The organism is Rhodopseudomonas palustris, from assembly GCF_003226555.1.
Classification (GTDB): Bacteria; Pseudomonadota; Alphaproteobacteria; order Rhizobiales; family Xanthobacteraceae; genus Rhodopseudomonas; species Rhodopseudomonas palustris_I.
Window position 1 is genome coordinate 1,297,085 of record NZ_QKQS01000023.1, and the last position, 19,220, is coordinate 1,316,304.

18 protein-coding genes and 2 riboswitches are annotated in these 19,220 nt (G+C 68.2%); of the genes, 8 read left to right on the plus strand and 10 right to left on the minus strand.

Annotation, left to right across the window (positions count from 1 at the left end):
- Window positions 1-22: 22 nt before the first annotated feature.
- The 3 genes from DNX69_RS26120 to cobT all read right to left on the minus strand — a co-directional run bounded on the left by DNX69_RS26120 (window position 23) and on the right by cobT (window position 2,181).
- Complete coding sequence (locus DNX69_RS26120; protein WP_133256028.1) at window positions 23-271, minus strand: hypothetical protein; 249 nt, start codon at window positions 269-271, stop codon at window positions 23-25.
- Between the two features lie 156 nt (window positions 272-427).
- Window positions 428-1,129, minus strand: a complete 702-nt coding sequence (bluB, locus tag DNX69_RS18585) for a 5,6-dimethylbenzimidazole synthase (protein WP_110787384.1) — start codon at window positions 1,127-1,129, stop codon at window positions 428-430.
- A complete protein-coding gene (cobT, locus tag DNX69_RS18590) occupies window positions 1,126-2,181 on the minus strand; it encodes a nicotinate-nucleotide--dimethylbenzimidazole phosphoribosyltransferase (RefSeq protein ID WP_110787385.1) in 1,056 nt (351 codons plus the stop codon). The genes bluB and cobT overlap by 4 nt, the downstream gene beginning before the upstream one ends.
- 96 nt (window positions 2,182-2,277) lie before the next feature.
- A riboswitch (cobalamin riboswitch) is annotated at window positions 2,278-2,475 on the plus strand.
- Between the two features lie 109 nt (window positions 2,476-2,584).
- On the opposite strand from cobT, the gene DNX69_RS18595 reads away from it, so the two are divergent.
- The 6 genes from DNX69_RS18595 (at window position 2,585) to DNX69_RS18620 (ending at window position 10,644) form a co-directional block, all read left to right on the plus strand.
- On the plus strand, window positions 2,585-3,016 hold the full coding sequence (locus DNX69_RS18595; RefSeq protein WP_110787386.1) for a DUF1636 domain-containing protein: 432 nt from the start codon (window positions 2,585-2,587) through the stop codon (window positions 3,014-3,016).
- Window positions 3,013-3,543 carry a bifunctional adenosylcobinamide kinase/adenosylcobinamide-phosphate guanylyltransferase gene (gene cobU / locus DNX69_RS18600; protein WP_110787387.1) on the plus strand — a complete coding sequence of 177 codons (531 nt, stop codon included), beginning with the start codon at window positions 3,013-3,015 and terminating at the stop codon, window positions 3,541-3,543. Before DNX69_RS18595 ends, cobU begins: the two co-directional genes overlap by 4 nt.
- A gap of 3 nt (window positions 3,544-3,546) precedes the next feature.
- A complete protein-coding gene (cobW, locus tag DNX69_RS18605) occupies window positions 3,547-4,551 on the plus strand; it encodes a cobalamin biosynthesis protein CobW (protein WP_110787388.1) in 1,005 nt (334 codons plus the stop codon).
- A gap of 132 nt (window positions 4,552-4,683) precedes the next feature.
- The gene (gene cobN / locus DNX69_RS18610; protein ID WP_110787389.1) at window positions 4,684-8,397 is read left to right on the plus strand and encodes a cobaltochelatase subunit CobN; all 3,714 of its coding nucleotides are present in this window, start codon (window positions 4,684-4,686) and stop codon (window positions 8,395-8,397) included.
- Entirely contained in the window at window positions 8,394-9,020 is a 627-nt protein-coding gene (cobO, locus tag DNX69_RS18615; RefSeq protein WP_110787390.1) for a cob(I)yrinic acid a,c-diamide adenosyltransferase, read from the plus strand. Before cobN ends, cobO begins: the two co-directional genes overlap by 4 nt.
- 139 nt (window positions 9,021-9,159) lie before the next feature.
- A complete protein-coding gene (locus DNX69_RS18620; protein ID WP_110787391.1) occupies window positions 9,160-10,644 on the plus strand; it encodes a cobyric acid synthase in 1,485 nt (494 codons plus the stop codon).
- On the opposite strand, the gene cbiB is transcribed toward DNX69_RS18620, so the two are convergent.
- Entirely contained in the window at window positions 10,617-11,588 is a 972-nt protein-coding gene (cbiB, locus tag DNX69_RS18625) for an adenosylcobinamide-phosphate synthase CbiB (protein ID WP_110787392.1), read from the minus strand. The genes DNX69_RS18620 and cbiB overlap by 28 nt on opposite strands.
- 1 nt (window position 11,589) lies before the next feature.
- Window positions 11,590-12,402, minus strand: a complete 813-nt coding sequence (locus DNX69_RS18630) for an ABC transporter substrate-binding protein (protein WP_110787393.1) — start codon at window positions 12,400-12,402, stop codon at window positions 11,590-11,592.
- 63 nt (window positions 12,403-12,465) lie between these two features.
- On the opposite strand from DNX69_RS18630, the gene cobD reads away from it, so the two are divergent.
- Window positions 12,466-13,455: a threonine-phosphate decarboxylase CobD gene (gene cobD / locus DNX69_RS18635; protein WP_110787394.1), complete on the plus strand. Its 990-nt coding sequence runs from the start codon at window positions 12,466-12,468 to the stop codon at window positions 13,453-13,455.
- Between the two features lie 8 nt (window positions 13,456-13,463).
- Here cobD and DNX69_RS18640 read toward each other — a convergent pair whose 3' ends face one another.
- The 5 genes from DNX69_RS18640 to DNX69_RS18660 form a co-directional block, all read right to left on the minus strand.
- Window positions 13,464-14,243, minus strand: coding sequence for an ABC transporter ATP-binding protein (locus DNX69_RS18640; RefSeq protein WP_110787395.1), 780 nt, complete (start codon window positions 14,241-14,243; stop codon window positions 13,464-13,466).
- Window positions 14,240-15,265, minus strand: a complete 1,026-nt coding sequence (locus tag DNX69_RS18645; protein WP_110787396.1) for a FecCD family ABC transporter permease — start codon at window positions 15,263-15,265, stop codon at window positions 14,240-14,242. Before DNX69_RS18645 ends, DNX69_RS18640 begins: the two co-directional genes overlap by 4 nt.
- 7 nt (window positions 15,266-15,272) lie before the next feature.
- Window positions 15,273-16,331, minus strand: coding sequence for a HoxN/HupN/NixA family nickel/cobalt transporter (locus tag DNX69_RS18650; protein ID WP_110787397.1), 1,059 nt, complete (start codon window positions 16,329-16,331; stop codon window positions 15,273-15,275).
- 73 nt (window positions 16,332-16,404) lie between these two features.
- Window positions 16,405-16,618: riboswitch (cobalamin riboswitch) on the minus strand.
- A gap of 51 nt (window positions 16,619-16,669) precedes the next feature.
- Window positions 16,670-16,993, minus strand: a complete 324-nt coding sequence (locus tag DNX69_RS18655) for a DMT family transporter (RefSeq protein WP_107354204.1) — start codon at window positions 16,991-16,993, stop codon at window positions 16,670-16,672.
- Window positions 16,990-17,727, minus strand: a complete 738-nt coding sequence (locus DNX69_RS18660; protein WP_110787398.1) for a class I SAM-dependent methyltransferase — start codon at window positions 17,725-17,727, stop codon at window positions 16,990-16,992. Before DNX69_RS18660 ends, DNX69_RS18655 begins: the two co-directional genes overlap by 4 nt.
- A gap of 153 nt (window positions 17,728-17,880) precedes the next feature.
- Between DNX69_RS18660 and DNX69_RS18665 the strand changes: the two genes are divergently transcribed.
- Window positions 17,881-19,101 (plus strand): DUF3419 family protein, encoded by a 1,221-nt coding sequence (locus tag DNX69_RS18665; protein ID WP_110787399.1) that lies wholly within the window; start codon window positions 17,881-17,883, stop codon window positions 19,099-19,101.
- Window positions 19,102-19,220 lie beyond the last annotated feature (119 nt).

Sequence of the window (19,220 nt, forward strand, 5' to 3'; positions counted from 1 at the left end):
CCTGTCGGCATGGTGGTGGCGATCAGTTGCTGGCCTCTGCGTTCCGCGCCGCAGAACTGCGCGTGATCGCAGCAGCCGGACCGGCGGATACGCAGGGAATCGGCCGCCACGAGCCGTCGGGAGCGCGCTCGTACGAGGTGCATCCCGAGCTCGATGCGGTTTCGCTGGCATTGCGCTGGTCCTGCTGGCCGCGCGCCAGCGCGGGAGCGGCAGAGAGGCTCGACGCGATCAGCGCGCCGGCAAACAGCGTGGTCGTCCAAGGGTTGGTCATTCGCATGTCCGGTCCTCCATTATCGGAAACGCGGACGGAGTCCTGACGCGAGAATGTGACGATTTCTAGTAAATTGTGGTTGTTGGTGCGATGTTGCCTTAACGATCGGCAAACGTAGCGTGTTGATAGTACGCTCGCGCACGTTGATGGACGGATTCAGCGCGACAGGACGATGCGACCCGCCGCAGTGCGGTCCTGCCAATGGTGCCGCACCAATTCCGGATCGACATGATGTTCGACCGGCCAGCCGACGCACAGATAGGCGATGAATTTCCAGTCCGCTGGAACTTCGAGCTCGGTGCTGATGGCCTGCGGATCGAGGATCGAGACCCAGCCGACACCGAGCCCAAGCGTGCGCGCGGCGAGCCAGAAAGTCTCGATCATCGCCACAACGGAGTAATCGAGCGCCTCCGGCATGGTTTGCCGCCCGACGCCGAGTCCCTGCGCGGTCGTGCGATCGCAGAACAGTGCGAACTGCCGCGGCGCGACGTCGATGCCTTCGAGCTTCAGCTTGGCATATAGCGCCGCGCGTTCGCCCTGATACGCGCTCGCCGCGACCTCGTTGCAGCGCAGGAAGTTGGCGCGGATCCGTGCGCGGATCTCTGCGGTGTCGATGCTGATCCAGCGCCACGGCTGGCTGTTGCCGACCGACGGTGCGAGCTGCGCCAGATCGAGCAATTGCTCGATTAGCTCCGGCGCTACCGGATCGGTCTTGAAGCGGCGAACGTCGCGGCGCCACGCGATCAGTTCGGCAAATTTGTCGCGGAACGCTTCGTCGAACACCGGCGGATTGGCGTTGGCGGCGGCGATCTCGGCCGGATCGGTCATCGCCACCAATTTGGTCAGCGTCGTGCTCATAGCTTGCCTGCCAATACGTCGGCGAGATCGGCGACGTCGGTGAGCAGCCGTCCAGCGGAGCGCAGCAGCGGCACCGCGAGAATTGCGCCGGTGCCTTCGCCGAGCCGCAGCCGCAGATCGAGCAGCGGCGCGGCCTCCATCGCCTGCAGTGCAAGATCGTGGCCGCGCTCGGCGGAGCGGTGCGCGAACACGCAATAGTCGCGCGCTTCCGGCGCCAGCCGCACCGCGACCAGCGCGGCGGCGGTGGCGATGAAACCGTCGATGATCACCGGACGGCGCTGCGCGGCGGCGCCGAGCACCGCGCCGGCCATCATGGCGATCTCCAGCCCGCCGAATTCGGCGAGCACTTCGAGCGGTGCGGTGGCGGTGCTGCGCATCGCCGCCTTTTCGATCGCCGCCTTCTTCTTAGCCATGCCATCGGCGTCCTGGCCGGCGCCGATCCCGATGCTCTGCTCGAGCGGCGCCGGGCCGAGTCGGTGCAGCAGCAGCGACGACGAAGCCGTGTTGCCGATCCCCATCTCGCCGAGCGCGATCACGTCGGCGCCGGCGGCGATCTCGGCGCGCGCCAGTTCGGCGCCGCGGTCGAGCGCCTGGCAAGCCTCTGCGACGCTCATCGCCGGCTCGCGTGCCGCGTTGGCGGTTCCCATCCGGATCTTGGCATCGATCAGATCGGGATGCTTCGGCAGCTCGGCGGCGACGCCGGCATCGATCACCCGGACGTCGACATGGTTGGCCGCCGCAAATGCGTTGGCGGAGGCCTTGCCGGCCAGATAGGTCATCACCATCGCCACCGTCACGGCGGATGGATATTGCGACACGCCTTCTTCGGTCAGACCGTGATCGCCGGCGAAAACCATCAGCACCGCATTGTCGGCACGCGGCGACTGAGGATGCCGCATCAGCGCGAGCTCGATCGCGAGGTCTTCGATCCGCCCGAGCGAGCCGAGCGGCTTGGCTTTGCCGTCCACCCGCGCCCGGAATGTCGCTTTCAGCGACGGATCGACCGGTGTGATCGAGGGCGGCTGCCAGGTGACGAGGGTGTCGGTCGGCATCGGACGGTCCTTTGGTTCGGCGAGGCGTGCAACTGACGTGCCCGCGCAGCTTCGGTCAACACCACCTTCGCGTTGTTGACCCGCAACACGGTCGCAGATAGCGTGCACCGCGATGGTCCTTCCGTCAGGAAGGTGAAAAGGGAAGCCGGTGGGAGGCGCGATGCGTCTCGATCCCGGCGCTGCCCCCGCAACTGTAAGCGACGAGCCATCGCCGAGGCCACTGGGAAATCCTGGGAAGGCGGCGAGTGGCAACGACTCGCGAGCCAGGAGACCTACCATCGCGTATTGTGCTTTGAAGGCGTCGTCGGGGCGGGGTGCACCGGACGGAAGCAGCGCGGCAGACCGCAAGTCTCTCCCGCGCGTTCCGACAAAGCTCGATAGCTGACGCGACGATTCGAGCCCGATGGATTCCGACCCAACTGCCGATCCGAGCGCCGACCTGTCGCGCAGCCTGCCCGGCGTGCCGGTGATCGTCAGCGTCTGCACCACCTGCAAGACGACGGACGGCGTCGCCGTCGGCGCGCCGATGCTGGAGGCGGTGCGCGCCGTGCTGGCGGGTTCCGCCACCGTGCAGGTGCGCGCCGTGCAGTGCCTGTCCGCGTGCAAGCGCGCCGCCACCGTCGCTGTGTCGAGCGAAGGCGGCTACACTTTCGTGTTCGGCGATCTCGATGGCGAAAGCGGCGCCGACGCGGTGGCGGCTTTCGTGACGTCGTATCAGGGCAGCCACTATGGCCTGGTGCCGTGGCGGCAACGCCCGGAAGTCCTGCGCAAAGGCACCGTCGTCCGGCTACCGCCGCCGCAATGGTCCCCGGACGATGGGCGGGCGCCGGCATGAGCGCGCTGATCTCCACCTTCGTGCTCGGCGGCGCGCGTTCCGGCAAATCGGTGTTCGGCGAACGTCTGGTCGCAGGTAGCGGTCTCGCCAGGATCTATCTCGCCACCGCGACCGCCAGCGACGACGAAATGAGCGACCGGATCGCGCATCACCGCGCGCGCCGCGGCGACGGTTGGACCACGATCGAGGAGCCGCTCGGCTTGGTCGATGCGCTGACCCAGCACGCCGGCCGCGGTCGCGCCGTCTTGGTCGATTGCCTGACGCTGTGGCTGTTCAACCTGATGGAAGCCGGCCGCGACCCCGAGGTCGAGGCCAAGCGGCTGGCGCGCTATCTCGGCGTCGCAGCCGGCCCGATCGTGCTGGTCTCCAACGAAGTCGGCCTCGGCTTGGTCCCGGAGACGCCGCTCGGCCGCGCCTTCCGCGACGCGCAAGGCCGCCTCAATCAGACTGTCGCCGCCGCCGTGCCCAACGTCGCCTTCATCGCCGCCGGCCTGCCGCTGTGGCTGAAGCGCCAAACAGGAGAGTAGTTCATGACCGCCCGCGTTCCCGTCACGGTGCTCACCGGCTTTCTCGGCGCCGGCAAGACCACGCTGCTGCGTGCGCTGCTCAACCAGTCCAGCGGCCGCCGCATCGCGGTGATCGTCAATGAATTCGGCGATGCCGGTTTCGACGGCGCGCTGGTCGAGGATTGCGGCGCGTCGGTGTGTGCGCCGGGCGACATCGTCGAACTCACCAACGGCTGCATCTGCTGCACCGTCGCCGACGATTTCATCCCGACGATGGAGAAGCTGCTGAACCGCGACACGCCGCTCGACGCGATCGTGATCGAAACCTCCGGGCTCGCACTGCCGCAGCCGCTGCTGAAGGCGTTCGCCTGGCCGGCGGTGAAAACCCGCGCCACCGCCGATGGCGTCGTCACGGTGGTCGACGCGCTGGCGCTGAGCGAAGGCCGGGTGCCGCTCGACGACGACGCCGTGAAGGCGCAGCGCGATGCCACGCATGACGACCCGATCGAGGAAGTGTTCGAGGATCAGCTCGCCTGCGCCGATCTGGTGGTGCTGTCGAAGAGCGATCTGGTCGCGCCCGACCAGCTCGCCGCGCTCGAAGCCAAGCTGGCGAGCCGGGTGCGGCCGAACGTTCGCATCGTGCGCTCGCACGGCACGCTGGCGCCGTCGGTGCTGATCGGGCTCGATGCCGAAGCCGAGAACGATCTTGCGTCCCGCGCCGGCCATCACGCCGAAGGCGAGGAGCACGATCACGACGACTTCGACTCGCTGGTGATCACGCCGCAGCCGGCGGAGACGCTGGACGCCATGAAGGCGCGTGTCGGCGATGCGCTCGGGCTCGACGGCGTGCTGCGCGTCAAGGGCCACGCCCGCGTCGCCGGCAAGCCGGCGCCGGTGGTGGTGCAGGCGGTCGGCTCCCGCATCGATCTCGCCTTCGCCCGCCCGGATGCCGAACGCTCCGACCATCTGGTGGTGATCGGCCTCAAAGGCTTCGACACCGACGCCGCCCGGCGGGCGCTGGCGGGATAGTCTTATGCCTCTCCCCGTCATTGCGAGGAGCGAAGCGACGAAGCCATCCAGGAGCTCCGGGACGGGAGCTGGATTGCTTCGCTTCGCTCGCAATGACGTTGAGAGGGCGGTCGTGCAGCAACGGCGCTCCACATGCACCTGAAGCTCGATACCAGCGCGAGTATCGATGACGGCGACGTCGCGCGCGATCTGGGGCAGGCGACGGCCGATATCGTGGTGCTGTCGGCGGCCGACAGCGATCTGGCGGCGTTCGGCTCGGCGCGGGCCGGGATGCCGGACGATTATCCGACGCTGCAGCTCACCAATTTTCTCGCGCTCGGCCATCCGGCGTCGGTCGATCTTTATGTCGAGCGCACGCTGGCGAAAGCCAAGCTCGTCATCCTGCGGATGCTGGGCGGCGAGGCCTATTGGCCGCACGGCGTCGACAGTCTGCGGCGCGATGCGCTGGCGCGCGGGGTGCAGTTCGTCTGCGTTCCGGGCGAGATGGAGTGGAACGCGGAGCTCGCCGCGCGCAGCACCGCCGATCTAGACGACGCTCACGCGTTGTGGCGCTATTGCAGCGAGGGCGGCGCCGACAACATTCGCTTGGCGCTGCGCTATGCCGCTTGGATGATCCTGCGCGACGATTGCCCGCCGCCGCCGCGGCCGATGCCGGCGGCAGGGTTCTGGCCGGCCGAACCTCCACCGTCGCAGCGTCGCCGCGCGCTGGTGATCTTCTATCGGGCGCTGGCAGCGAGCGGGGATACCGCGGCGATCGCGGCGCTGCGCGATGCGCTGACTGCCCGCGGCCTCGACCCCACCTGTATCTTCGTCACCAGCCTCAAGGATGCGCGCTCGATCGCGTTTCTGCGCAGCGTGCTGGTCACAACGCCGCCCGACGTCATCGTCAATGCCACGGCGTTCGCGACCGCCACCACGACCGACGAGTCCGGCGTGCTGGCCTCGGCGGATTGTCCGATCCTGCAGGTGGCGCAGGCCGGGGTGACGCGCGAGCACTGGGAGCAGTCGGGCCGCGGCCTCAATCCGCGCGACCTCGCCATGCACGTCGTGTTGCCGGAGGTCGATGGCCGCCTGTTCGCCGGGGCGGTGGCGTTCAAGCAGCGCGGCGGTGATGCCGACTTCGCCCCCACCGTGTATCAGCCGCTGCAGGATCGCATCGACGCGGTGGCGGATCTGGCGCAGGCCTGGGTGCGGCTGCGGCATCAGCCACGCGAGCAGCGCCGCGTCGCGATCGTGCTCGCCAACTATCCGAATCGCGACGGACGGCTCGGCAACGGTGTCGGCCTCGATACGCCGCAATCGCTGCAGGATCTGCTGGTGACGCTGCGGTCCGAAGGCTACGCCGCAGGCGAGTTGCCGTCCGACACCGCGGCGCTGATGGAGCAGTTGCAGGGCGGCCCGACCAATGAGCTGGATGGCCGCGCGGCGCGCGAAGGTGGCGTGCGCTGGTCGGTTGCGGACTATGCGGCAGCGTTCGCGGAGCTGCCCGAGGCGGTGCGCGATGCGGTGACGGCGCGGTGGGGAGCGCCGGAGAACGATCCGCATGTCGCGGATGGCGCCTTCCGCCTGGCCCTGCATCGCTTCGGCAATGTTCTCGTCGGCGTGCAGCCGGCGCGTGGCTATGCGATCGATCCGAAATCGAGCTTTCACGATCCGGAGCTGCCGCCGCCGCATCACTATGTGGCTTTCTATCTTTGGCTGCGGCAGGCGTTCGGCGCCGATGCGGTGATCCATCTCGGCAAGCACGGCAATCTCGAATGGCTGCCGGGCAAGAGCGCCGGGCTGTCGCGCGACTGTTTTCCAGTCGCGCTGCTCGGGCCGCTGCCGCATCTCTATCCGTTCATCGTCAACGATCCCGGTGAGGGCATCCAGGCCAAGCGGCGCAGCGCCGCGGTGATCGTCGATCATCTCACGCCGCCGATGACCCGCGCCGAATTGCATGACGAGATGGCGGGGCTGGAAGCCCTGGTCGACGAATATGCGATGGCGGCCGATCTCGATCCCAATCGCGCCGACGCCATCGCCGAGGACATCATCTCGCTGGCGCGGGCGACGCGGCTCGACGAAGACGTTGCGATCGACCGCGATACCGCGACGCTGGATGCGCTGAGGGCGATCGACGCGCATCTGTGCGATCTGAAGGAGATGCAAATCCGCGACGGGCTGCACGTGTTCGGCCGCACGCCGCAAGCTTCGCAGCGCGACGAGCTTTTGGTGTCGATCGCGCGGCTGCCGCGCTCCGAGCTGAAGCCGCAGGACGCCTCGCTGCATCGGGCGTTGGCAAGCGATCTCGGATTGACGGACGCGAACGGTGCCGCTTACGATCCGCTGACCCGTGATCTCGTGACGCCCTACGCTGGCGCACGCCCGCCAGCTCTGGCGGCGCTGAGCGATCGGCCGTGGCGGACCAACGGCGATACGGTCGAGCGCGTCGAAGCGCTCGCGCTGCGGCTGGTGGCGAGCGAAGCGCCGCCGCTGCAATGGCCGCAAGCGAGGCCCGTGCTCGACTGGATCGCGACGTCGCTGCGGCCCGCGATCGAGGCTTGCGGCGATGCCGAGCGCGATGCGCTGCTGCGCGGGCTCGACGGGCGCTTCATTCGGCCGGGGCCGTCGGGGGCGCCGACCCGCGGCCGTCCCGACGTGCTGCCGACGGGACGCAATTTCTTTGCGGTCGATGTTCGCGCGGTGCCGACGCCGTCGGCATGGCGGATCGGTCAGCTCGGCGCCGAGCGGCTGATCGAATCCTATTGGCAGGAAGCCGGCGAGTGGCCGCGCTCGATCGCGCTGTCGGCGTGGGGCACCGCCAATATGCGGACCGGCGGCGACGACGTCGCTCAGGCGCTGGCGCTGATCGGCGCGCGGCCGACCTGGGAGGATGCGACCGGCCGCGTCACCGGGTTTGCGATCGTGCCGCTGTCGGAACTGCGCCGGCCGCGTGTCGACGTCACGTTCCGCGTCTCGGGCCTGTTCCGCGACGCCTTCCCGATGCAGATGGATCTGATCGCCAGCGCGGTGGCGGCGGTGGCGGCGCTCGACGAACCTGCCGACGCCAATCCGATCGCCGCGCAGGTGCGGGCCCGCAGCGAACAATTAGTTCGCGCTGGTGTCGATCCCGAGCTGGCGACCAAACAGGCCGGCGCGCGGGTATTCGGCGCGAGGCCGGGGGCTTACGGGGCCGGGTTGCAGGCGATGATCGACGACGGCGGTTGGGACAGCCGCGGCGACCTCGCCGGCGCGTACCTCGCCTGGGGCGGCTATGCCTATGGCGCGGGTCAGGAGGGTACCGAGGCGCGTGACGAATTCGCGGCGCGGCTGACAGAGATCGATCTCGTGGCGCAGGCGCAGGACAATCGCGAGCACGACATTCTCGATTCCGACGATTACTATCAGTTCATCGGCGGCCTCTCCGCGACGGTCGAAAACCTGCGCGGACAGGCGCCGCGGATCGCCCATGTCGACACCTCGCGGCCCGAGGCGCCGCTGCCGCGGACGCTGGCGCACGAGATCTCCCGCGTGGTGCGCGGACGCGCCGCCAATCCGAAATGGATTAGGGGCGTGATGCGGCACGGCTACAAGGGCGCGTCCGAGATCGCCGCCACGGTCGACTATCTGTTCGGTTTTGCGGCGTCGACCGACGCGGTCGGCAACCGTCATTTCGACCTGCTGTTCGCCGCCTATCTCGACGACGACGCGGTGCGCGAGTTTTTGCGCGAGGCGAATCCCGCGGCGCTGCGCGATATCGTGGCGCGGTTCGACGAAGCGATCCGACGCGGGCTGTGGACGCCGCGCTCCAACCGCGCCGCCGACCTGCTCGCCGAATTTCTCACGCCAAAGGAAGCTGCATGACCGATCCGTTGCCCGACCGCGACGAAAACGCCCGCCACGCCGAGAAGGCGAAGAAGCGGAAGGCCGCGCACGACAAGAAGCTGTCGGGCATGACCGACAGCAAGGGGCTGATCATCGTCCACACCGGCACCGGCAAGGGCAAGACCTCGGCTGCGCTCGGCATGGTGTTCCGCCACATCGGCCACGGCATGCCGGTCGGCGTGGTGCACTTCACCAAGTCGGAGAAGTGGAATACCGGCGAAGCCAAGCTGCTGGCCAAGTTTCCGGAACTGGCGACATTGCACATCATGGGCGAAGGCTTCACCTGGGAGACCCAGGACCGCGAGCGCGACATCGCCGCGGCGCGCGCCGGCTGGGACCGCGCCAGAGAGTTGATCCGCGACGACCGTCATCGCATGGTGCTGCTCGACGAGCTGAACATCGTGCTGCGTTACGACTATCTGCCGATCGAGGAGATCGTCGCGGTGCTGCTCGACGAAAAACCGGCCGACAAGCACGTCGTGATCACCGGCCGCAACGCCCACCCGGCGCTGATCGAGATTGCCGACCTGGTGACCGACATGACTCTGGTGAAGCACCCGTTCCGCTCCGGCGTGAAGGCGCAGAGGGGCGTGGAGTTTTGATGCCTGCCTTTGTGTTTGTCATTCCGGGGCGCCGCGCAGCGGCGAACCCGGAATCTCGACATTTTAAAACACCTCGGGATTCCGGGTTCGCGCCTGTCGGCGCGCCCCGGAATGACTGCCAAGTGGTGAGCAAGGCGCGATGACTGTTACCCCCGCGCTGATGATCCAGGGCACCTGCTCCAATGCCGGCAAGTCGACGCTGGTGGCGGGGCTGTGCAGGGCGCTGGTGCGGCGGGGGCTCAAGGTGGCGCCGTTCAAGCCGCAGAACATGTCGAACAACGCCGCGGTGACGGTGGACGGCGGTGAGATTGGCCGGGCACAGGCGGTGCAGGCGCGCGCCGCAAGACTGCCGCCCACGGTTCACATGAACCCGGTGCTGCTGAAGCCGGAGACCGACACCGGCGCGCAGGTCATCGTGCAAGGCAAGCGCTTTGGCCGGCTCGGCGCGGAGCACTTCCTCGACAAGAAGGCAGCGCTGCTGCCGCATGTCCTGGACAGCTTCGCGCAGCTCGCGCGGCAGGCCGACATCGTGCTGGTCGAAGGCGCCGGCTCGCCAGCGGAGATCAATCTGCGCGCCGGCGACATCGCCAATATGGGCTTCGCCCAGGCCGCGAAGGTGCCGGTGGTGATCGCCGGCGACATCGAGCGCGGCGGCGTGATCGCGAGCCTCGCGGGCACGCATCTGGTGCTCGACGAAGCCGAGCGGGCACTGGTCGCTGGTTATCTGATCAACAAGTTCCGCGGCGACGTGCGGCTGTTCGATCATGGGCTGACGGCGATTACCGAGCTGACCGGCTGGCCGTCGCTCGGCGTGGTGCCGTGGCTGCCGTCCGCCGCCTTGCTGCCGGCGGAGGACGCGGTCGATCTCGACCGGGCGCAGTCGTCGGCCGCGACACGCATCGTCGCCGTGCCGATGCTGGCGCGGATCGCCAATTTCGACGATCTCGATCCGCTCGGCATGGAGCCGGGCGTCAAGTTGGTGTTCGTGCCGCCGGGCACGCCGATTCCAGCCGAAGCCGACGTGGTGGTGATTCCAGGCAGCAAATCGACGCTCGGGGATCTTGCCTTCCTGCGGGCGCAAGGCTGGGACGTCGATATCGCGGCCCATGTCCGCCGCGGTGGGCATCTGCTCGGGCTGTGCGGCGGCTATCAGATGCTCGGGCGCAGCATCGCCGATCCGGACGGCGTCGACGGTGCGCCCGGCACGGTCGAGGGGCTCGGCCTGCTCGACACCGTCACGATCATGCAGGGCGACAAATCGACCACGCTGGTGCACGGCACCCACGTTGCGACTGGCGCGCCGGTCGAAGGCTACGAGATTCATCTCGGCCGCACCGAGGGACCGGATTGTGAGCGGCCGGTGGTGACGATCGGCGGACGGCCCGATGGCGCGATCTCGCGCGACGGCCGGGTGCAAGGCACCTATCTGCACGGCCTGTTCACCAACGATGAGTTCCGCCGTGCTTGGCTCTCCGGTCTCGGCATCGCCTCGCAGCTCGCTTACGACTCTCAGATCGAAACCGCTCTCGACGCGCTGGCTGATCATCTCGAAGCGCATCTCGACGTCGAGCGGATGATTGCAATCGCGCGCAGCCGTCAGAGCACGAATGCCAGTGCCGCGTAGATCGCCGCCTGCAGAGCACAGGCAGCGACCATCACCCGCAGCGCGCGGCCGATATCGGCCGGCGTCGCCTCGCTGCGCGCTTCGGCGTTGAGATAAGGATCGTCGGTGATCTTGCCGCCGTAGCTGCGCGGGCCTGCGAGCGCGACGCCGATCGCCGCCGCCATCGCCGATTCCGGCCAGCCGGCATTGGGCGAGCGATGCTTGCCGGCATCGCGCCGCATCACTGTGACCGCGTGTTTGACCGAGCCGCGGACGATCGGTGCCACCAGCGCGATCAGCAGGCCCGACAGCCGCGCCGGAACGAGGTTCAGCACGTCGTCGAGCCGCGCCGCGGCCCAGCCGAACGAGCGATGCAGCGGCGTCAGATGTCCGATCATCGAATCGGCGGTGTTGATCGTCTTGTAGATCAAGAGACCCGGCAGCCCGAGCAGCGCCAGCCAGAACACCGGCGCGACCACACCGTCGGAGAAATTCTCGGCGCTGGATTCGATCGCGGCGCGGCAGACACCGGCTTCATCGAGCGTCTGCGGATCACGGCCGACGATCAGCGACACTTTCTCGCGTGCCTCCGTGAGGCCGCCGGTCGCGAAAGCATCGCGCACCCGTGCGACGTGATCGTACAGGCTGCGCTGCGCGATCAGCGTCGCGGCCAGCACGGCCGCGACGATCCAGCCGCCGGGAAATTGCCGCAGCGGTGCTTCGAGCAACAGGCCGACCAGTCCCGCGACCGCGATCAGAAACAGCACCGCGATGATGCCGGCGATCTTCTTGGTCCGCTCCGACCAGTCGTCGCGATTGAGCGTGCGATCGAGCCAGCCGATCATCGTGCCGATCAGGACGACCGGATGCGCCAGTCGTTTCCACAGCCAGTCGGGATCGCCGATCAGCGCGTCCAGGACGAGCGCGACCACGACGATCAGCAGCGCGTGGGAATCCAGCAACATGTCATCGCTCCACGCGGGTGAATTCTTCGGTCAGCCGGTCGAGCGCATCGGCGAGCATCGGCCCGCCGCACACTGTCAGCCGCTCCGGCACCGTAATCCGCTTCGACGACGGATAGAAGCGCTGCAGCGCCGGATGCAGCACGAAGGCGCGGCCTTCGTCCTCGGCGAAATCGCTGTCGCTCGTCATCAGCAGAAAGTCCGGTCGCAGCGCCACCACGGCTTCGAGCGAGGTGAAACCGCCGCGTTGCAGGCCGAGTCCGCTCGCAGCGTTGCGCAGCCCGACAGTGTCGAGCAGCGTGCTGATCAGGCTGTCGCGGCCCGACACCCAGCCGCGCCGTGCCAGCGGCAGCACGGTGAAGCGCGTCCGCGATGCCGCCTGTTTGGCGCGAGCGACCGCAGCGTCGATCCGCGCGATCGCGGCGTCGGCGCGCTCCGGATGGCCGAGCAGATCTGCCATCTGCCGGATCTGCGCTTTGGATTCGTCGATGGTCTTCACCGAATCGAATTCGACGACGCGCAGGCCCATCTGCTTCAGGAGCTCGCGCGTGGCGCGTTTGGTGTAGCGACCGCCGACCACGACGTCCGGCTTCAGCATCAGCACGTCTTCGGCGCCGCCCGACAATTGCGGAAACTGCGCTGCCTCGGCGGCGAGGAAAGAGCGATCGGCGTCGCGTGCATACGGGCTGAGCCCGAGGATCTGATCGGGATCGGCGAGCGTCAGCAGCAACTGATCGGTGCAGGTGTTGATCGACACCACCTTGGGCGCGGCGGCTGCGCTTGCGGCAGTTGCGAGACTCGCAACTAACAGCATCATCAATCCGGCTAAAACGGCGCCGAGGCTCTCGCGCTTTGGCCGCGATGGTGGCAAGACACGGTGATGAAGCACGGCGGCGATCTCACAGCGGCGATGGTACGGCACGGCGGCGATGCCGCCGACTGGCTCGATCTGTCCACCGGAATCAATCCGCGGCCCTGGCCGATTCCGGAGATCGCTGCGGATGCGTGGCAGCGCCTGCCGTCGCAGGCCGACGAAACCGCGCTGTACGATGCCGCGCGTTTTGCCTACGAGGTGCCCGAGGAGGCCGGCATCGTCGCCGCCGCCGGCACTCAGGCGCTGATCCAATGGCTGCCGCATCTCGCCGCGCCCGGTGGCGTCGCGATCATCGGGCCGACCTATGCGGAGCACGCGCTGGCCTGGCGCAATGCCGGGCGCGAGCTCGTCGGCATCGCGTCGCTCGACGACATTCCCGAACAGGCCCGCCACGCGGTGGTGGTGAACCCGAATAATCCAGATGGCAGGGTGGTCGAGATCGACACTTTGCGCCGCGCCGCCGCGCAACTGCGCCGGCGCGGCGGCTGGCTGGTGATCGACGAAGCCTTCGCCGATGTCGATCCGTCGTTCAGTGCGGCATCGCTGACGCCCGAGCTGCCGATCGTGGTGTTGCGCTCGTTCGGCAAGTTCTACGGGCTTGCCGGGGTGCGGCTGGGATTTGCGATCGCGGGAGAAACAATCGCGCGGCGGATCAGTTTGGCACTCGGGCCGTGGAGTTGTTCCGGGCCGGCGCTGCGCATCGGCGCCGCGGCGCTGCGCGATCAAGCCTGGGCGATCGAAACCCGCGACGAACTCCGCGAACAGGCGATGCGGCTCGACGAGGTGCTGAGCGGCGCAGGACTCGATATCGTGGGCGGCACCCCGCTGTTCCGGCTGGCGCGTCACCCCGGGGCGCATCGGTTGCACGAGTCCTTGGCAAAGCAGAGGATCTGGTGTCGCAGGTTCGACTGGGCGGACGATCTGCTCAGGTTCGGCCTGCCTGCCGATACCGCGGGGTTCGATCGTCTCGCCGCCGCGCTCGCTGCGCCGCTGTAGCGGCACCGTCAGGTTCCGGACCACGGCAGGATCACGCCGCTGTCCTGATACTGTGCCCGGTAGGCGCTGACGCGGAACACCTGCTGCATGATCTCGTCCGACAGAGCCTCGCTGGGCGCGCCATGGGCGGCGAGCTGGCCGCTTGCCATCACCAGCACGGTATCGGCGAAGCGCGCGGCGAGGCCGAGATCGTGGGTGACGACGATCACCAGCGTGCCGGCGTCGGCGGTGCTGCGCAAGGTCTGCATCACGTCGAGCTGGTAGCGCGGATCGAGCGAGGCGGTCGGCTCGTCGGCGAGTACCACCGGCGCCTCGACCGCCAGCACCCGGGCGAGCGCGACGCGGCTGCGTTCGCCGCCCGACAATTCGGTGACGATGCGGTCCGCGAACTGCGCGACGTCGGTCACGGCCATCGCCCGCGTCACCGCCTCGGCATCCTGCGGCGACAGCCAGGCCGGATCGGTGGCGCCATGCGGAAACCGGCCGAGCGCCACCACGTCGCGTACCGGCAGCGGCCAATGCACCGTATGGCCTTGCGGCAGATAGCCGAACCGCTTGGCGCGCTCGCGCAGCGGCATCGGCGCCAGCGCATCGCCGCCGATCGTGATCTCGCCCTGCGCCTCGACCAGGCCGGCGAGGGCGCGCAGCAGCGTGGTCTTGCCGGCGCCGTTGGGGCCGACCAGCGCGACGAGATGGCCACGCGTCAGCGATAGCGACACGCCGCGTAGAACCTCGCGGCCGGACAGTGAGACGGCGAGATCGCGCGTGGTGAGAAAGGCGGCGGTCATGCGACGCCTCCGCCAAGCGCGCGGCGCTCGCGCACGATCAGATACAGGAAGAACGGCACGCCGATGATGGAGGTCAGCACCCCGACCTTGATGTCAGTGCTGGCCGGGATCAGCCGCACCGCGATGTCGGCGGCCAGCAGCAGCGCCGCGCCGGCGAGCGCGCTCGGCAGCAGCACGCGGGCGGGATCGTGGCCGATCAGGGGGCGTACCAGATGCGGCGCGACCAGGCCGATGAAGCCGATCGTGCCCGACACCGAGACGGCGCCGCCGACGCCGAGCGCGGTGCCGGCGATCACGATCAGCCGCAGCCGGCCAACGTCGATGCCGAGGCTTTGCGCGGTCTCTTCGCCGAGGCTGAGAGCGCGAAACGCGGCGCGCTGGCTGAACAGCAACACGCCGCCGGCGACGATGAACGGCAGCGCCAGCACGACGTGACGGAAGCTGCGGTCCTCGAGCGAGCCGAGCAGCCAGAACGCGATTTCGAGGCTGGCGAACGGATTGGCCGACAGGTTCATCACCAGCGCGGTGGCGGCGCCGGCGAGCGCGGAGATCGCGAGGCCGGCGAGGATCAGCAGCAGCAGGCTGGCGTTACGCCCGGCGATTGCCAGCAGCACGAACACCGACACGAACGCCATCGTGATCGCCGCGATCGGCAGCGCGAACGAACGGACGTCGGCGAGCCCGAGCGCGATGATCAGCACCGCGCCGAATGCGGCCGATTGCGGCGCGCCGAACAGCGACGGCGACGCCAGCGGATTGCGCAGCAGGCCCTGCAGCGCCGCGCCGGACAGGCCGAGAATGCCCCCGATTGCGAGCGCCAAAATGGTGCGCGGCAGCCGGATCTGCTGCACGATGATCTGCTGCACCTCGCCGCCGACCCCGACCAGCGCCTGCACCACGGTGAGCGGCGACAGCTTGACCGGCCCGACCGCCAGCGATCCGATCGCCAGCACGGCGACAAGCACCGCGAGCGCGGCGGTGACCGCCGCCGCGCGCGAATTCGGTCCGGAACGTTGGGTCATGCCAGGCTCATTTCTGCACGGCCGCGGCGCCCTGGTCGAGCCTGTGATAGCCGTTAAGGCGGTAGATGATGGTCGAGACGATCCAGCTCGCCACGAACAGCGCCACGATGCCGTAGCCGAGCGCGCCGAAATTCTCGTTCAGCTCGGCGATCCACTCCCAGAACGCGCCTTCGAGATGGAGCCGCCCGGCGAGCAGGCCGAGCGTCTCGATGCCGCCGATCAGCAGCGCCACCAGCACCGACACCATCGTGATGGTCATGTTGTAGTACAGCTTGCGGACCGGGTTGCGATACGCCCAGCCATAGGCGCCTAGCATCAGCACGCCGTCGAGGGTGTCGACCAGGGTCATGCCGGCGGCGAACAGCGCCGGGAACACCAGGATCGACCAGTGCGAAATGTTGCCGGAGGCGTTGGCGGCGAGGCCGAACAGGCTGATTTCGCTGGCGGTCTCGAAGCCGAGCGCGAACAACAGCCCGATCGGAAACAGCTGCCAGCTCTTGGAGACGAAGCGGAACAGCGGCCGGAACAGCCGCGCCAGCCAGCCGCGCTGCTGCAGCAGCTCGTTGATGTCGTCGTCGTGCACGAGCTCGCCGGCCTTGGCCTTCTTGAATGCCCGATACACGCCGCTCAGCACCGACAGATTCGCGATCGCGATCGCGAACAGAAACAGCGCCGACGCCGATGTGCCGATCACGCCGCCGATCTCGCGATAGCCGGAGAACCGCTCGGTGAGCGAATTGGCCGCGATTGCGATCGCCAGCGACGCCACCAGCACCACGGTGGAATGGCCGAGCGCGAAGAACAGCCCGACCGCGACCGGCCGCTTGCCCTCCTGCATCAGCTTGCGGGTGACGTTGTCGATCGCCGCGATGTGGTCGGCGTCGAGCGCGTGGCGCAGGCCGAGGCTATAGGCCAGTACCGCGGTGCCGATTAGCACCGGCTCACCCGCAAAGGCGGTCAGCGCCCAGGCCCAGGCGGCGATATTGGCGAGCACCAGGCCGCCGAGCACGGCGATCAGGCGGACGCGGAATCCATCGGAAGAAGCGGGCAGAACGAGTTCGGTCATGGCGGTCTCCGGCCGGTGAGCAGCATTCTGTCACCTGTGCGGCGGACCGCTCCAGCCGCGCGCGCCGCACGGTGGAAGATGACGCACTCAGGCCGGTCTCCTGGCTCACGGGTCGTCGCGATCCTTCGCCTTCCCGGGTCGGGGCACCCAGTGGCCGATTGAAGGACCGCTCACCGCTCACAGTTGCGGGCGCAGCGCCGGATTTGGGTTTGCGGCCATCAGCTTGGGCCCGCACCGGCTTCCCTGTGCCGGACGATTCCCGGCACACCTGAACGGGCGCGATCAAATGGAAGCGGGGGGGCTTTGTCAATCGCCGCCTTGGTCGGGCGCCCAGCGTCTCACGCGGGTGTGCTGAGCTTCAGCCCGATCATGCCGGCGACGATCATCGACAGGCACAACACCCGAACCCCACTGGCCGGCTCGCCGTACAGCGCCATGCCGACCACGATGCTGCCGGCCGCGCCGATTCCGGTCCACACCGCGTAGGCGGTGCCGAACGGCAGCGATTTCAGCGCGATGCTCATCAGGCCGAAGCTCGCCAGAATGGCGGCCAGGGTGACGACCGCGGGCCAGAACCGGGTGAAACCTTCGGAATGCTTCAGCCCCAGCGCCCAGACGATCTCCATCAGGCCCGCGGCAAACAGCGCGAGCCAGCCGGTCATGGCTTGTGGCGCGGCGGCAGCGTCAGTACCGCGAGCTGCGCATAGCCGCGATACGGCCGCTCGAACCGCAGGCCGGCACCGGTCCGGGCCGCGGCCTGCATCAGCACCGCTTCCAACCCGTCGCGCGGATTGACGTCGAACAGCGCCAGCCAGCGCCGCAGCAGGTTGCGCGCCACCGCGGGCAGGCCGCGCTGGTCGCCGAAATCGACGATGTGCAGTCTGCCGCCCGGCTTCAGATTGGCGATCGCGCGATCGATCACCGCGGTCCAGTCCGGAATCATCGACAGGCTGTAGGAGATCATGACGTGGTCGAAGCTGACCGCCTGGCCGAATACCGCCTGCGCGGCAAACGTCGTGGCGTCGCCATGCGCGACCTTGACCCGGGCCATCAGCCCGGCGCCTTCGAGCGATCCGATCGCCGAGGTCAGCATCTCGGTCGACACGTCGAAACCATAGAATTTCGCGTCGCGGTACCGCGCCGCTGCCTGGATCAGGTTGCGGCCGGTGCCGCAGCCGACTTCCAGCACGGTTTCGCCGGCTTGCGGCTGCAGCTCGGCGATCAGCTGATCGCGGCCGAGAAGATAGTACCGGCGAGTCAGATCGTAGATGTGGCGCTGATAGCGATACATCCGATTCATGCGCGAGGTCGCGTCGACCGGCCACGCCGGATCGGCGGCGAGCTCGGGGTGCGTGAGCTCGGTACGCGGAAGATCGGTGCGAGTGAGCGTTGTCATGGCCTGCCACCCTGGTTCGGCATCATCCGCCTTCCATCGCGGTTTCAGGCGACAGGGTGATGACAAAGGCGCCGCTGCTGATCGGGGCCGGAGCTGTCGCAAAACTGCAGTGTTACGCAGCTAGTTTGGATCGATTGCCACGTCGAGGATTTGATGAATACGCAGCAACTGATCGCGGACGCCGTCCGCAACAGCAAGGATCGCAGCCAGTCGACGCTGTGGGACGCTTTGTTTTCGATCTGGTTTCGCCGCCTGGTCTATACCCAGATCTGGGAAGATCCCGAGGCCGACCTCGCGGCTATGCAGTTGCCGATCGGCTCCACCATCGTGACGATCTCGTCGGGCGGCTGCAATGCGCTGTCCTACCTCTCCGCCAAGCCGGCGCAGGTATTTGCGGTCGATCTCAATGAGGCGCATCTGGCGCTGCTCAAACTGAAGCTCGCCGGCCTGCGTGCGCTGCCGGACTACGCGTCATTCTGGCAGTTTTTCGGCGAGGGCGCCGCGGCGGATAACGCCGATCTGTATCGCCGGCGGCTGCGCCCGGCGCTCGATCGCGACGCCCGCAGCTACTGGGACGAGCGCGACTTCCGCGGCCGGCCGCGCTACCGCTATTTCACCAACGGGTTCTATCGCCACGGCGCGCTCGGCCATTTCATCGGGTTTGCGCATCTGCTGGCGCGGCTCGCCAAGATCGATCTCGACGTGCTGCTGAAGGGCGCGCCGAACTCGCCGGAGCGGCAGGCAGCGCTGCAGCGCGTCGACCGGCTGTTCCATTCGCGGTTCGCTCGGCTGCTTACCGGGACGCCGGCGCTGTTGTTCAGTCTCGGCATTCCGCCGCAGCAGCGCGAACTGCTCGGCGGCGACCAGCCGCTCAACGAGGTGCTGCATCAGCGCCTGCTCCGGCTGATCGACGCCTATCCGAACGAAACCAACTACTTCGCCTGGCAGGCGCTGAGCCGCAGCTATCCCGGCCCGGGCGATCGCTGCCTGCCGCTGTATCTGCAGGAAAGCCGTTATCAGCAGATGCGCGCCGGTGCCGGCCTGGTGATCCCGGTGCACGAAAACCTGCGGGTGTTCCTGGAGAGTCTGCCGGCCCGCCAGATCGACGCCGTAGTGCTGCTCGACTCCCAGGACTGGATGGCGCCGGACGAAATCCGCGCGCTGTGGGATGCGATCGACCGCGCCGGCAAGGAGCAGGTGCGGGTGATCTTCCGCACCGCCGGGGCCGAATCGCCGCTGGAAACCGAGCCGCTGGCCCCACTGCAGCAGACCTGGCAGCGCGACGCCGAACGCAGCGCGATCGGCTTCGACCGCGACCGTTCGGGCATCTATGGCGGCTTCCACTGCTACATGCGGCGGGGCCACGCCGGGTGACCCCAGGCCGGCTGCAACGCCTCGCCGGTCGCGCAGCTTGATTCAGCTCAAGCGGCGCGGCCGCCGGTTAGCTACGTTTCTGCTGACGAAGCGTGGTGCGGATGGTTCGTGCTTCCCGC

What these genes read in the sequence shown, in the direction of transcription:
- DNX69_RS18620 (WP_110787391.1), top strand. Translation starts at nt 9,160, where the DNA reads ATGACTGTTACCCCCGCGCTGATGATCCAGGGCACCTGCTCCAATGCC.
- DNX69_RS26120 (WP_133256028.1), bottom strand. Translation starts at nt 271, where the DNA reads ATGACCAACCCTTGGACGACCACGCTGTTTGCCGGCGCGCTGATCGCG.
- cobD (WP_110787394.1), top strand. Translation starts at nt 12,466, where the DNA reads ATGAAGCACGGCGGCGATCTCACAGCGGCGATGGTACGGCACGGCGGC.
- bluB (WP_110787384.1), bottom strand. Translation starts at nt 1,129, where the DNA reads ATGAGCACGACGCTGACCAAATTGGTGGCGATGACCGATCCGGCCGAG.
- cobU (WP_110787387.1), top strand. Translation starts at nt 3,013, where the DNA reads ATGAGCGCGCTGATCTCCACCTTCGTGCTCGGCGGCGCGCGTTCCGGC.
- cbiB (WP_110787392.1), bottom strand. Translation starts at nt 11,588, where the DNA reads ATGTTGCTGGATTCCCACGCGCTGCTGATCGTCGTGGTCGCGCTCGTC.
- DNX69_RS18645 (WP_110787396.1), bottom strand. Translation starts at nt 15,265, where the DNA reads ATGACCCAACGTTCCGGACCGAATTCGCGCGCGGCGGCGGTCACCGCC.
- cobO (WP_110787390.1), top strand. Translation starts at nt 8,394, where the DNA reads ATGACCGATCCGTTGCCCGACCGCGACGAAAACGCCCGCCACGCCGAG.
- DNX69_RS18650 (WP_110787397.1), bottom strand. Translation starts at nt 16,331, where the DNA reads ATGACCGAACTCGTTCTGCCCGCTTCTTCCGATGGATTCCGCGTCCGC.
- DNX69_RS18595 (WP_110787386.1), top strand. Translation starts at nt 2,585, where the DNA reads ATGGATTCCGACCCAACTGCCGATCCGAGCGCCGACCTGTCGCGCAGC.
- DNX69_RS18640 (WP_110787395.1), bottom strand. Translation starts at nt 14,243, where the DNA reads ATGACCGCCGCCTTTCTCACCACGCGCGATCTCGCCGTCTCACTGTCC.
- DNX69_RS18660 (WP_110787398.1), bottom strand. Translation starts at nt 17,727, where the DNA reads ATGACAACGCTCACTCGCACCGATCTTCCGCGTACCGAGCTCACGCAC.
- DNX69_RS18655 (WP_107354204.1), bottom strand. Translation starts at nt 16,993, where the DNA reads ATGACCGGCTGGCTCGCGCTGTTTGCCGCGGGCCTGATGGAGATCGTC.
- DNX69_RS18630 (WP_110787393.1), bottom strand. Translation starts at nt 12,402, where the DNA reads ATGATGCTGTTAGTTGCGAGTCTCGCAACTGCCGCAAGCGCAGCCGCC.
- cobN (WP_110787389.1), top strand. Translation starts at nt 4,684, where the DNA reads ATGCACCTGAAGCTCGATACCAGCGCGAGTATCGATGACGGCGACGTC.
- DNX69_RS18665 (WP_110787399.1), top strand. Translation starts at nt 17,881, where the DNA reads ATGAATACGCAGCAACTGATCGCGGACGCCGTCCGCAACAGCAAGGAT.
- cobW (WP_110787388.1), top strand. Translation starts at nt 3,547, where the DNA reads ATGACCGCCCGCGTTCCCGTCACGGTGCTCACCGGCTTTCTCGGCGCC.
- cobT (WP_110787385.1), bottom strand. Translation starts at nt 2,181, where the DNA reads ATGCCGACCGACACCCTCGTCACCTGGCAGCCGCCCTCGATCACACCG.